The sequence below is a fragment of the Flavobacterium cupreum genome (genome assembly GCF_003996965.1).
GTDB classification, from domain to species: Bacteria; Bacteroidota; Bacteroidia; order Flavobacteriales; family Flavobacteriaceae; genus Flavobacterium; species Flavobacterium cupreum.
Map to the genome: position 1 here is coordinate 23,231 of NZ_QWDM01000009.1, position 13,642 is coordinate 36,872.

Consider the following 13,642-nt stretch of genomic DNA (forward strand, 5'->3'; position numbering starts at 1 on the left):
TTTCCGATAGTGCTTTGCCCCGGCAATTTCCTCAACAAATCAACAACAATCGATATTCCCCCTCATTTTCTACTGGTGCTCTGTGAATACAAGGCAGCACTTGTTGTTTCGGATGATCTACGGCCAGCCGCCAAAGATTTCCTACCCCTAAATTAACAGGCTCCGCATCTTCATTTAACTGATAATGCAAATCAAAATAATTCTCCTTCAAAAAGTCGTCGAATCCTTCCGATGGTCCATCATACAGTTCCTGTAACTTTGTCCGGATTTCCGGAATCAGGATTTTCTGCTCTGCCTGCGAATTCGGAATAATATCACTCGCGGCTCCGTGGTAGGTACATAAAAAAGTATCTGTGGCAACGGGTGAACGATCCACATGAAACGAATACACATCGGTCGATATGAAATCAAATTCATCATCACGATCATAACACTTCAGCAAATTAAGAGAAGGCGAAGCGCCAAAATCTGCTAGTACTTGTAAATCATTTAAAATGAATTCCCTCGCTTTATTTCCCTTTTCGGATAAATTAAGTGCCAGTATATCTTCCCGGTCAACTTCCGTTATATTTTCTTTTAAAGATAATTGGGTTACAATCTCGTTAAAATCGCCCTCAGGATTTCTGTACCAGCATAGTGCATTCATTTCTCCTGCGAAATCGGTATGTACCAGTTCCGGAAAAGTAGCTACCATTCCAATTTGGCTGCTGTCAGAAAATGTATTGCTCATCGTGTAGTATTAAAACTGGTTACTGCATTGCAAAATTATGTAATAGTCCTCAGTTGCGCCATTTTTATGCCATAAACTTTTGGAGGCTGCTCTTTCCTGCCAGAATCCCACCTTATGATGATAATGTAAAGTATTTTACGATTTTCCAAAGTTCGACAGTAGTTTCTTTGCCATGGAATCTAGGTCACGCATCCTGCTATTTGACTTAGTATCAAAAAAAGACAATATTTCCACCCGTTTAATCAAAACTATATCGTAATATTGCAATATAGAAATAACAACAATGGGAGCAACAAAAACAGATCACTTTACAGACAGCCAGAATGAGCTGGCGGTATTGGCCAAAGCGTTAGGGCATCCGGCGCGTATTGCTATTATGGAATATTTACTGAAAGTAGATGCGTGCATCTGCGGCGATATTGTAAACGAACTTCCTCTTTCGCAGCCAACGGTTTCACAGCATCTGAAAGAATTAAAAAATGCCGGATTAATCAAAGGCAACATCGAAGGAAATGCTATCTGTTACTGCATCAATGAACCCGGACTGGAAAAGATAAAAGGTTTCTTTGAACACATCTCAAATCATCTTGCTAAAAAGCGAAACGAATGCTGTTAATCTAAGAATTATGGAAATCAGAAAACTTTCAGCGGAAGACTGGCCGCAGGTAAAATCAATTTACGAAAAAGGGATAGAGACCGGCAATGCCACTTTTCAAACCAGCGCTCCGTCCTGGACCGACTGGGACAATTCACATCTTCAATCCTGCAGAATTGTGATGGAAAATGATGGTAGTGTAATGGGCTGGGCAGCTCTTACCCCTGTTTCTTCACGCTGTGTTTATGCCGGAGTTGCAGAAGTGAGTGTGTATGTTGATCCGGAACAGTCCGGAAAAGGAATCGGCCTTACACTTTTAAATGAACTTATCAATCAAAGTGAAACAGAGGGCATCTGGACACTTCAGGCCGGAATCTTTCCGGAAAATAAAGCAAGTATCCGGATCCATGAAAAAGCTGGATTCAGAATACTCGGAATAAGGGAAAAGATTGGAAAACAAAACGGAATCTGGAGAGACACTGCACTTCTGGAAAGAAGAAGCACACGTATCCTGTAATTTTCAGTATAAAATAAAATATAGTTGAACTAAATATAAAAAATTATGAAACTTTCAGAAATCAAAGAAATACTAAAAAATGCAGAAGCTGTAAATTTCGAACTGCCAAACGGCAATTTTGTTCCGGAATATTTTCACGTAACCGAAGTGGGTTTGATTACGAAAAACTTCATTGATTGCGGGGGAACAGTACGAAAAGAAACTGTTGTAAACTTCCAGCTTTGGGATGCCAATGATTACGAACACCGGCTTAAACCCCAGAAGCTGATTCATATTATTGAACTTTCAGAGAAAGTATTGGGTATTGAAGATCACGAAATTGAAGTAGAGTACCAGGACACTACTATTGGCAAATATGACCTGGATTTTAACGGTAAAAATTTTGTTTTACGCAATAAAAAGACCGCCTGCTTAGCCCAGGAACAATGCGGAATTCCATCAGATAAACCGAAGGTAAAATTATCACAATTAAATACCGATACTGCCAATTCCTGTACACCAGGCGGCGGATGCTGTTAATTAATAAACGTTACACTCTACCACACTATGTTATATCCCGAAATTGATCACACCGTTAGCTCGTTTGACTTCCAACACATTTCGGAAGAGCGAAAAGGTGTTCTGCAGCCCCTGATCGATTATATCCAAAACAAAGCAGACAATAAAAAACATATCAGACTTAATTTAATCTGCACACACAATTCCAGGAGAAGCCACTTGTCGCAGGTTTGGGCACAGACTGCTGCTGCGTACTATGGTATAAAAAACGTATCCTGCTATTCAGGAGGAACCGAAGCTACTGCCTTGTTCCCAACAATCGCTGAAACTTTACAGGATTCAGGATTTAAGGTTAAAACTCTTTCAGAGGGCAGAAATCCGGTTTACTCCATTAAGTTTTCATCGAATGAACCTGCTGTTATTGGTTTTTCTAAAACTTATGATGATGATTTTAACCCCGAAAGCGAATTTGCCGCAATAATGACCTGTTCACAGGCCGACGGCGGCTGTCCGTTTATAGCAGGTGCCGAAAAAAGAATCCCGGTTACCTTTGAAGACCCAAAAATTTCTGACGGTACGCCACAGCAAAAACAAATATACAGGGAGCGCAGTCTTCAGATTGGAACCGAAATGTTTTATATATTCTCACAAATCAAACAATAAAAATGTCAGCAAATAACTGCGCACCCGTCGTTGGACGTAAAAAGTTAAGTTTCCTTGACCGATTGTTAACACTCTGGATTTTTCTGGCTATGGCTGTGGGCGTAGCAATAGGTTATTTTATGCCTTCCAGCGGAGATTTTATCAACTCCTTTTCGAGTGGAACTACCAATATTCCGTTGGCTGCAGGACTTATTCTTATGATGTATCCGCCCCTGGCAAAAGTGAAATACGAACAAATGGGACAGGTGTTTAGAAATACTAAAATTTTAGGTGCTTCGCTGTTCTTAAACTGGATAGTCGGCCCCGTTTTAATGTTCTCTTTGGCCTTACTATTTTTAAACGGATACCCTGAATACATGATCGGCGTGATTTTGATTGGTTTGGCCCGCTGCATCGCTATGGTAGTGGTCTGGAATGACCTGGCAGATGGAAACCGCGAATATGCAGCAGGTCTTATTGCCCTTAATAGTATTTTTCAGGTTTTGCTTTACAGCGTATATGCCTATGTTTTCATAAGTATTCTTCCACCCTATTTCGGATATGATGGTTTTGAAGTGAACATCAGTATTGCTCAGATTGCCGGGAGTGTGGGAATCTATTTGGGTATTCCTTTTGCTCTCGGAATTATAAGCCGTTACAGCCTTATTGCACTAAAAGGCGCTGACTGGTTTGAAGCTAAATATGTGCCCTTTATCTCCCCGATTACACTTATATCATTACTATTTACAATTATCATAATGTTCAGCCTGAAGGGAGCACTGATTGTCCGGATTCCTATGGATGTTGTGCGTATTGCCGTTCCGCTTGTGATTTACTTTATCTTAATGTTTATCATCAGTTTTTTCGTTGGAAAATACTTTGGAGCAGACTATTCCAAAGCAACTGCGATAGCGTTCACCGCCACCGGAAACAATTTTGAGCTGGCCATTGCAGTAGCAATCGGGGTGTTTGGCATAAACAGTGGTCAGGCTTTTGCGGGAGTCATAGGGCCTTTGGTAGAAGTTCCGGCTCTTATCTCACTCGTTAATGTCGCTTTCTGGTTTAGAAAGAAATACTATAAAGATCCCGTTCATCACTAGCCTTTTCGAGAAAAATTATCAGGTAAAAAAAACCTGTTAGCTTTGACGCTAACAGGCTGTGTATGCTGTTCTAAACTAACTATTGCGCATCCCAGGAAGCACTGGCATAATAAATCGAACTTGTTACCGGAGCGGTCCAGTAATTTTGGCTGCCGCCTCGGAAGGTATGCAGACTTACCGCATTGACATTTCGCTTAGCATCGTTAGTGACCCAACGAATGGTTTGATTCAGTATCTCTGTACCATTTACGTAATATTTGACATATCCGTTGGTGCTTGACCCCGTATTCAGCTTAACCGATATCTGACAGTTGTAGGTCACTCCTTCCTGTATGTAGTACTTTTTACCAAAATCGTTACCATATTGTCCGGGCTGATCTTTATAATAGACATAAGGCTGCAGATAAGCCCCGCTTCCTTTGGCAGTGTTTGATCCGTTTGGACAATACCACATAAATCTGGCACTTCCTCCATTCCCATCCCATCCCGGGTCGCCGCCGGTATTCTGATCGCCGATTAGGATACCGTATCCGCATTTACCGCCTCTGCTCCAATAAAATCCGGAGTTAAACTTCATCTGAAACCAAACGGTATAAACACCCTGTGACCAGACACCATACGAGGTACATAAGCCACCGGGACACGTTAATGTATTGGTCTGCAAGGTAATCGTTCTGGCTCCGGCGCCACCACCTGCCAACGCAGCACTGGCAGAGACCTCTTTTTTGGCACTTTCCTGTACGTCGCTGTTAGTGCCTTGTGACACTTCTTTGCTAACGGCCTGCGGCACATTTAAATCTTGTTCCTTTTCACAGGAATTAAAAACTAGCGCTATCATAAATAGCAAACTTGTTACTCTTAAGTTTTTTTTCATTTGTAATAAATTAAGGTTAATAATAATTTGACGGTTAGTAAATAATAGATAGTTATCACATTATTTAATACTGAAACAGAATACGTTACGCAGTAAATAATTGATACTGTAAAGTTGATCAATAAGAATTGGCATGGGGAGTAAAAAAGTACGTTTTTAGGTACAAAAAAATATTACATGTATGGTATTTGTATATTTTTCTAATTATAAAAATGAATTGTCAAAAAATAACTAAAAAAACATACAACATGTAGATAAGCACAAATCAGCATAGAGATTGCTGACTTTGGTACCGGAAAGTAATGAAAAGAGAAATAAGCCCTGATAGCTAGGGTTGTAGAAATTTATGTATTAGTTTCTTTTATTTAAACAAATAAAATCCGACAACTCCTTTGTCGAAAAATTTAGCGATTCAGCAGATTGAATAATCAGGAGTAAAATTTCTCTCACCTCATTATTTCCAAGATTTAAATCTTCATTTAACATTTCTGAAAGGCCTAAAATATTGGCGACCGACTTTCTAAGCTTATGGGAAACCGAAAACATCATCTGATCTAAATTGCTATTAAATTCCTGCTTATTCACCTTTTCTTCTGTTTCCCGAATCTTCAGATTTATGGTAGCAATTTTTAACCTTCTGGCGCATCCCTCCAATTCTTCCTGATAAAAAATAAGCTGTTGTTCGGCAATTTTTAGTTTCGCTAATAGGACATTCTGATCCATAATATGATTTTAAATAAGATTAAATGCAACGTTTTAAATTAATTAGATTAGAAGAATACCGCTTAAACACCACTATTATAGCTGACTCATCTGTAATTGCTTTAAAAGCACTAAAGGATATCAATTCAGGCTCTTGTGCTTCTTTTTATATATCACATACAAACCAAAAAATAATGCCGCTCCGCAAAGTAAAACGATATGCGTATCAATAGGAACCGATGGCTTATCGGTCGGATTAGGGTCGTTAGGATCTTCAAAATCAGGAGGTGGGGGACCGCTCTGGGAAAATGCAACGGCGCAGACAAAAAACAGTAAAATGACATGGATTATCTTTTTCATATAGCAGGGGTTATTAGTGCCAAAACATTTTGGCACCAAGATTTAATCCGGATCTTTTCTGTAAGACCTTAGGGGGTGTTTTAGAAGATTATTTTTTTGACAACTTTATTATTTTCGCTGTCAATAGCCTGCACAAGAACAACCTGACCGGTTAATCTCGATTTATCATGCTCGAAGTGGGTATTATTTACATTTTTATTTTCAAAAAGGAGCCTTCCGAGAATATCAAATATGCGCACGGTACTTATTACGTGACTGCTTTGAACAAACAAAAGGCTGTTTTTGGTATAAAATAGTATGTTATTTTCAAATGCTGCCTGAGAATCAATACCTAAAGTGCTTTTTGTATAGACCAATTCAAAACGTGTGTCAAACGTTCCCCTATCACTTGTAAAATGATAGGGTGCCCTTTTAATACTGGTCGTGGTGGCGGTCAGATTATCTTTGATCAATATATCCTGATCTCCGGTAAATAAGCCATCTGCTTTATAGGTGGAAATAGTAAAGGTGCCTGATTCTTCTGCTTTAAAACCTAATGAAAACTTATCTTCTGCTGCAAAAGGAAGTCCCCGTCCTTGTATGCTGTAAGAATTATCTGCAATTACAGAATATAATTCACTGCCGGTACCTCCAAATTTTAAGCCGTCATATCCGTAGTCAATGCCGCTTGTAGCACCTGCCGCGTATCCTACCAGTATAGTGTTTAAAGCACCGCTTGCCCCACCAAGGCTCAGCCAGATACGATGTCTTTCAATATCAGGTTCTGCCGTATTGGAATTTAATGCACTGCCCTTGAAAAATTGATTGGCATTGTTTACTGTTCTCATGCTGTTGGTAAAAACCATATTTCCCTGAGCAGTAGCCTTTACCAAAAATCCCTGACCGGTTTGTATAATTCCATTTGGAGTAATCGGACTCCCCCCTGTTCCACCTCCGCCCGCCGTAGCAGGTGTCCCTCCCATACCGGGATTCCAGACTGCATAGTTCGTTCCCGGAGGAAAAAGTCCCGTAGCTGCATTTATGGACAAAGTATGAGCATAAAAATACAGCGTGCCTGTGATCATCGTACTGTTGGCATTTACCAGGGCCGTTCCGTTGATTGCAGACGGATAAGGGTTCCCAAGTCCGTTATAGGCTGCTCCGGTCATTTCCAGTTGTGTTGTGATATCTCCGTTGTTCGGGATACCCGTAAAACTTCCCGGCCATGCCGTTTGTGTTGTCGGCCAGTTATTAGGTGCCCGCACAGCAATTGTTTTTGCTAATGGAAAATTACCCGTAGCCGGAGTTGCCGTATACGTATTATTTAAAATAGTATAGACATAAAATCGGTTGGAAAGCGTGGCAGGTGAAAACTGCTGCAAGGTCTGCGTACCCGTTACCGGGCTGCTCCATAAGGTGTGATCCAAACGTATAATTGGTGCAGAATCGCGAATAACAGTTATGTTTCCGGAATTAGCCTGATTGCTGTTTTGTATCAGATTAGCATTGTTCTGCATCGTAAAACTGCTTCCTGAAACTACAGTAAGGATTCCATTTAAAGTTACATTAACCGCTGATGGAATCACAACTACGGCATTATTGTTAATCGTTAAAGAACAACACTCAAACGAAGATGCCGGCGTATAATTCCCCGAAATAATTACAGCCGTTGTACTGGTAGGTGCCCCGTTGCTCCAGGTCCCATTCCAGGTTGTCGCATTGCCTATATTTACTGTTCCTGCGGCATTGGCACTAATACCGTTTCCATCTTTTACTGTAACGGTATAGGTTACAGGGGTTGTAATGTTTACTGCAATTGGATTCGCAATACTTGTACTGCTTAAAAAAAGAGCAGGTGTCCAGTTGTAAACAAAGCCGGAATCACCAGTAACCACTGTATTTAAAGGAACATTTGATCCGCTGCAAGTAGTTCCTGTTCCTGTTATGCTAACAGTAGGATTGACGCCTGTTATTCCTGTTAGCACTGTCGACTGTCCGGGCATTAACAGAGCATTGTTTACCATAGCGGTATTTGCAGATATGACATTGTATTTAGTCCACGGATTATTCATCTGATTAAAAACACCACTTAATGTAGCTCCCGAAATAGCGGACTCCGTTCCTGTAACATCGGCATTTGTATAAATGGAGTTCAGGGTGGCCAGATGCGAGCTTCCTCCTGATTGGCTTAAGGTCCAGTATCTGTTCAAATAATTTGAAGTACTGGCATTATCAGGATGTTTGGCATTGGCCAGCTTAATGCCAAAATAGGTACTGGTACTATTATCATCGTTCAGTGTTACTGTTACGGGAGAATATTCAGCGGTCCCACTTGCGTCTCCCACCGGATAGGTAAAAGGAACATTTTCGGTCAAAATCTTTCTGATCTCTCCACCGCCGTCTGCTATTATCATTTTTGTAACATTGGGGGCCGTGACTGAAAGTGTATTGATAGTAAGATTTAATGCTGCAATATTCAGTGTTCCTGTTAAAAGGTTTAAGACACCACCCACTGTAGTTTCCTGTCCCAGAACAACCCCTCCTGAACGGTTAATCGTTAAATTGTTCAAAGAGGGATCTGAACTGAATAAATCAGAAGCCAGCGTAAGGACACCACTTCCTCCAAAATTCAGCGAAGAAAGTGGACTTACTTCGATATTTCCGGAGATTTTAGTAATCGTTCCGGAAATTCCAAGAGTACTTTCCCCCACATTTAAAGTACCTGAGTTCAGGGTAAGTAAATTGGCAATATTTACAGGGCTATACATCAAAACGCCAATACCATTATTAATGTTAAGCTGTTCAAATCCCGTTGTTGAAGTACCCAAAATAGATTGTGGAGAAACTCCATTAAAAATAATACTATGTCCGGAAGCAGCAACAAAACTACCATTGTTGTCAAAATCACCCCCAAGGCTGTGGTTGAAATTGCCAGTATTCAAAGTCGTTCCTTCACCGATAATCAGGTTTTCACCTATTGTTAAAGCAGCTGCGGCAGTTGTAACTGAACTGCCAAAAAGGCTAAAATTTCCCAGAATAGTTTGTAATGCTGAAGGCATTGTCTTGATCCCGCTTCCGCTAAGAATTAAATTTGAATAGCCTGCCGTGCTCCCGTTGGGATTTAATACGTTCTGCGATGCGCCATTGTATTCCACCGTTGTGGTGCCTAAAACAATGGCGCTCCAACTTCCATTATTAGTGATAGAGCCAGCGATCCTAATCGTACAGCCATCTGTCATCGACAAGAGTTTACCACTATTTATAGTGAGGTTATAAAAATCAGTTATTCCGGAAATAGTAGCCGAACTGTTTGCAAAAATAATAGTACTGGTATCGGGATTAAACGTTCCTCCGCGATTAATCCATGCAGCTGTTCCTCCTATGGTGGCCTGTGCTGCAGCAACAGCATTCAGTATACTGCCACTTTCCATGGTTAGTGTGTTAACTTCTGTTAATAATGGTAAAACAGGATCAAAAGTCGTGGTTGCAGCATCAGGAATAATGATATTTTTGGTTATGGAGGGCCCAACATTAGGCGTCCAGTTCTGTACTGTTGTCCATGAAGTTGAAACTGATCCGTTCCAGATGAGTGTATTATTTGTACTGTATTCATCGAGTGTAATGTTCTTAACGCCATCAAAAGAACTTGAAAAAAAAGCAATATTTACATTCGATAAAGAAACCCAGTTATCATTAGTATCAAAAGCGGAGGCACCATATTCGATATTGGCGATTTTGGCCCACAACACAAGTCGTCCCTCGTTATTACCGTTTAATTCACTTTCCAGATAATGATAAGACACAGTTGCACTCGTTCCCACTGCACCGGTCTGAATCACTTCAATTTCCCGGTTGATGGCCCCTGCACGCCATGCAGGTGTACTTCCGATATTTACCTTTACACTCACCTCGCTGGGTAGTGTCCCAACATTGGCAAAATAGACTTTGGTAAACTTGCTTCCAAATGAATAATTGACCCCAAAAGCAATAGAAGTGCGTTTTATAATTCCAGTGGTATCCCCTATTCCATCATTTATGGCGTTAGGTCCCATATTTAGTGTCAAAGGGATTGTACCATTCCACATATCAAGCGTTCCTTTTGTTGCTGAAGGATTCGTACTTTGTAAATTTAGAATTCCATTGATCGAAAAATCGCCGGCAGAGGTTATCCCTCCTGCACCATTGATAGTAAAATTGTTAACAGCATTCGTAAAAAATCCTGCCGGCACTGTAATCGCAGCATTGTTTGTAAATATCAGGCCTGCATCTGTAGCAGAAACATCAATAGTACCGCTTGTGCGCAGGGGTGAATTGCCAGACAGCGTTACCGTATTAGAGCCAACCAAAAGCGTTCCCGATACTAATGACAAAGTACCTGCTACTGAAACTGAACCTGACAAATTAATACCTGTTGAACGGTTAAGAGTAAGGTTATTCAGCATTACAGCAGGCAGGCTTCCGATTCCATTGCCGCCAATACTAATGTTGCTGCTAAGACCTCCGGCCAGAGAACCTGATCCTGTCGAAATTGTTCCGTTAAGTGTCAGTGTATGTGCACCTATAATTAAGTTACCACTAGCAAGATTTAAAGGATGAAGAACTGTAATATTATCATTAAGCGTTACACCTTCAGGATTATTGACCGTAAAACCGTCCATAATATTAGAAAGCAAAGCACCCGAAGGAATATTTTGTGCCACAGTTCCTGCAAATGTAAGTATGGAACCTGCAGCCGTAGCGTCTATTTTCGCATTATTAGAAAAAATAAGACTGCCCTGCAGCGTAAGCTCATGACCATTCAGGAGCAGTTTATAAGTTCCCTGCGCGTTGGTAATATTCCTTAACGATCTGTTCTGATCCAAAACGCAGTCGTTAAAGGGAGAAGCAGCAAAAGAGATGTCCGATCCGTTTGGAGGAACAAGTCCTCCCTGCCAGTTGCTGCCAACTGAAAAATCAGTGCTGGTAGCGCCCGACCAGACATAAGCCGTAATTTCCAAAGCTCCCATTTTTGGTATTGTACTCCTTGCCAGACCTGTATAATCTACTGTAATCCCCGTTCCTGTTATGGCAGGCAGAGCCGCTGAAGTGTAATAATTAAGAGGAATGTTACTTCCTGCTACAGCAAAAAGAGGATTTATATTTAAACTTAAAGCATCTTGTTAGGCAGCTGCTTTCCATAAAGCCAAAGTACTTTTATCGGAAGATAAAAATCCTAAAAATGCATTTCCGTTAACCACATAATCATTATAGTCAATGGTTAATCCGCTGATTCCGGCAATACGGACAGCATAATGTTTTCCCGTCGCTCCACCTGTTCGGACATTCATCAGAATATTGTTCCTGTAATTACGTATAACCGTATTGTTTAAATTCCATAACGCGGCTGTTGAAGAAGTAGTTCCTGAACTTACGGCACCAGCCACATAAACCGTATTAAAGTAAATATTGTTGTTGTAGGTCGCATTATTACTGCTATTGTCATTGATTCCATAAATCTTATAGCCACCCGTAACCCCGGTACCAATATTTATAATATTATTATCTGTAGTGGTTACGCCATTACCCAAAAGTATCCCATCTATCTCTGAAAGAATATTCGAAGACGAAACAAAAAGATCATGAATAAAATTCCCCGTGACGGAGTTCGTACCTGAATTTGGTCCTGAATAATCAATACCAATAACAATGACTGCTGCAGTGGGATGCGTATTTCGAAGGTTGTATATGGTATTACCTGCCACTGATTGGCTGGTACCCGAGAGCACTACAGTTTGCTGTATGCCCCTAAGGGTGGAATTTGCAGAACTTGTTAAATCCCGTACCGTATTATTACGGATGCTATTTGACGCTCCTCCCGTACAGATTCCATCGACTTTGATAACAGAAGTACCATTGTAGGCACTAGTCAGATTTGCAATAGTATTTCCCGTAATAGTAACCAGATTTACGGCGGAATTCACATAGATTCCTCTTAGGTCCTGCTTAAATAAGGAGACCGTGGCGGGAGAACTTGTCTTAATACTGTTGGCTGTAGAAAGACTCCCAATAAGATTATTGTTGATATTGATAACAGAAGATGCTACACCACTAATCACAATTCCTTCAAAGCAATGCGAATATCCCGCATTTCCATTGGTAGTAATAGATCCGATAGTATTGTTCTCCATGGTAACTTCACCACTATTAAGATAACGTATACCATGTGTCGTAGAATAACCCGAGCCATTCACATTAACACTTGGAATACTGGTATAACCCGATCCTCCATTTGTAATAGTAAACCCCGTAACAATACCTCCGGAAATAGTGGCTGTTGCTGTTGCTGTCGTCGTGCTTCCCGAAGGGGTAAAAGTAATTAAAGGTGTTGCTGTAAAGCCGCTCCCCCCGCCTACAAGAGTCAGAGCAGTAACGATACCGCCTGAAATAGTCGCTGTCGCCGAAGCATTTGGAGTAGTAACCACAATAGAGTTCGTACCAGTTGCTGAACCAATCGTATTACCAAGAAGCGTGGCATTCCCGGCAGATAAATAAATTCCATCCCAGGGATTGGCATTGGTACTGCTGATTATAAAATTCTGGATTGTGTTGTTTTCAATTAAACTCGATGCTGCTGTATTTCCTGTAAAGTACACACCACAGAAAAAAGTTGCAAAACCCGAATTCATAGTCCACGGAGTTCCGGTACATAGCGGACCGCTCCCTCCGATAAAATTGCCAGTCACGGTATGAATACTTGCTGTAGAAATCCGGATTACACTGTAAATATTATTTCCGGTACAGACCAAAGAAGCCGTATCGTAGAAACTGTTACTCACAATCTTCCAATCGGTACTATTACCCGAAATGTTGATCCCGTTAGCACTGTTGCTATCATTGAAAAAATTATAAAGCGCATTAAAGCGAATGATATTGCCACTGTTCTCACGACCTGCCGTTCCATAGCTCAGAATGGCATTCATAGGACGGTTTATTCCTGCACAGGTCAAATTGCAATATTCAATTATATTATTGTCATTTCCGTTTCCAGATGCAGAAGATACAAAGTAAACGATACCAGTTGCAGCACTTAATCCGGATGCTTTAAGCGTAGTATATCTAACGGTATTATTTTCTGATGAGTTGATGAATCTTAATGTAGAAGCCGATATACCTGTACTGGTATTTATAAAAATAAGGTCGCTTGTAGTACCGGTGGCATTTACCCGCCCGTCTATAGTTACATTGTCGGCTCCATTAAGCGTTACTAAAGGATTGTCTATATTCCCACTAACAGAATAACCGCTGCCGGTAGCAAAAAGTAAGACTGAACTGTAGCTGGCCAAACCTGTACCGCTTCCATTTAAGGAGGCTGTAGCAGTCTCGTTTGTGCTGCTTATGACTGCAATGGTAATAAAACCTGTGACAATGCCTGAATTTATGGCATCAAACGCAGCTTTTAAAGTCGCGTAGTTTCCACCGGTGCCAACCGTTACGGATGATAAAGCAAGATTACTTTCTTTACAATCCATTTTTTCGGGTATCGCTTTCACTGAAAAAAAACTAAAAAGAAAAACAAATAAAAATACAGAAGTAGAAATAGGTAGCTTATCTTTCAAAAAGGTACTAATTGCTTTTCCTTTATTCAAAAGAAGCATTAGATTTTTCA

General features: G+C 40.7%; 11 protein-coding genes. 5 read left to right on the forward strand and 6 right to left on the reverse strand.

The genetic code is table 11. The features are described 5' to 3' along the window. Positions 1 to 31: 31 nt before the first annotated feature. The gene (locus tag D0817_RS14830; protein WP_127339165.1) at positions 32 to 730 is read right to left on the reverse strand and encodes a DUF1826 domain-containing protein; all 699 of its coding nucleotides are present in this window, start codon (positions 728 to 730) and stop codon (positions 32 to 34) included. Between the two features lie 283 nt (positions 731 to 1,013). Between D0817_RS14830 and D0817_RS14835 the strand changes: the two genes are divergently transcribed. From D0817_RS14835 to arsB, 5 genes are read left to right on the forward strand one after another with little or no spacing between them, the layout of a single operon-like run. Continuing rightward, positions 1,014 to 1,346 (forward strand): ArsR/SmtB family transcription factor, encoded by a 333-nt coding sequence (locus D0817_RS14835; protein WP_127339166.1) that lies wholly within the window; start codon positions 1,014 to 1,016, stop codon positions 1,344 to 1,346. Between the two features lie 10 nt (positions 1,347 to 1,356). Then, positions 1,357 to 1,842 carry a GNAT family N-acetyltransferase gene (locus tag D0817_RS14840; RefSeq protein WP_127339167.1) on the forward strand — a complete coding sequence of 162 codons (486 nt, stop codon included), beginning with the start codon at positions 1,357 to 1,359 and terminating at the stop codon, positions 1,840 to 1,842. A 45-nt stretch (positions 1,843 to 1,887) separates the two neighbouring features. Further along, entirely contained in the window at positions 1,888 to 2,361 is a 474-nt protein-coding gene (locus tag D0817_RS14845) for a DUF6428 family protein (RefSeq protein ID WP_127339168.1), read from the forward strand. A gap of 27 nt (positions 2,362 to 2,388) precedes the next feature. Then, positions 2,389 to 3,003, forward strand: a complete 615-nt coding sequence (locus D0817_RS14850; protein ID WP_127339169.1) for an arsenate-mycothiol transferase ArsC — start codon at positions 2,389 to 2,391, stop codon at positions 3,001 to 3,003. Between the two features lie 2 nt (positions 3,004 to 3,005). After that, entirely contained in the window at positions 3,006 to 4,082 is a 1,077-nt protein-coding gene (gene arsB / locus D0817_RS14855) for an ACR3 family arsenite efflux transporter (protein ID WP_127339170.1), read from the forward strand. 79 nt (positions 4,083 to 4,161) lie between these two features. Here arsB and D0817_RS14860 read toward each other — a convergent pair whose 3' ends face one another. From D0817_RS14860 to D0817_RS14880, 5 genes are all read right to left on the reverse strand, one after another. Further along, a complete protein-coding gene (locus D0817_RS14860; RefSeq protein WP_127339171.1) occupies positions 4,162 to 4,956 on the reverse strand; it encodes a polysaccharide lyase in 795 nt (264 codons plus the stop codon). Between the two features lie 351 nt (positions 4,957 to 5,307). Continuing rightward, positions 5,308 to 5,679: a histidine kinase gene (locus tag D0817_RS14865; protein ID WP_127339172.1), complete on the reverse strand. Its 372-nt coding sequence runs from the start codon at positions 5,677 to 5,679 to the stop codon at positions 5,308 to 5,310. Between the two features lie 120 nt (positions 5,680 to 5,799). Further along, complete coding sequence (locus tag D0817_RS14870) at positions 5,800 to 6,018, reverse strand: hypothetical protein (protein ID WP_127339173.1); 219 nt, start codon at positions 6,016 to 6,018, stop codon at positions 5,800 to 5,802. A gap of 80 nt (positions 6,019 to 6,098) precedes the next feature. After that, positions 6,099 to 11,003, reverse strand: a complete 4,905-nt coding sequence (locus D0817_RS14875; RefSeq protein WP_127339174.1) for a DUF8693 domain-containing protein — start codon at positions 11,001 to 11,003, stop codon at positions 6,099 to 6,101. 153 nt (positions 11,004 to 11,156) lie between these two features. Continuing rightward, positions 11,157 to 13,505, reverse strand: a complete 2,349-nt coding sequence (locus tag D0817_RS14880) for a beta strand repeat-containing protein (RefSeq protein ID WP_127339175.1) — start codon at positions 13,503 to 13,505, stop codon at positions 11,157 to 11,159. Positions 13,506 to 13,642 lie beyond the last annotated feature (137 nt).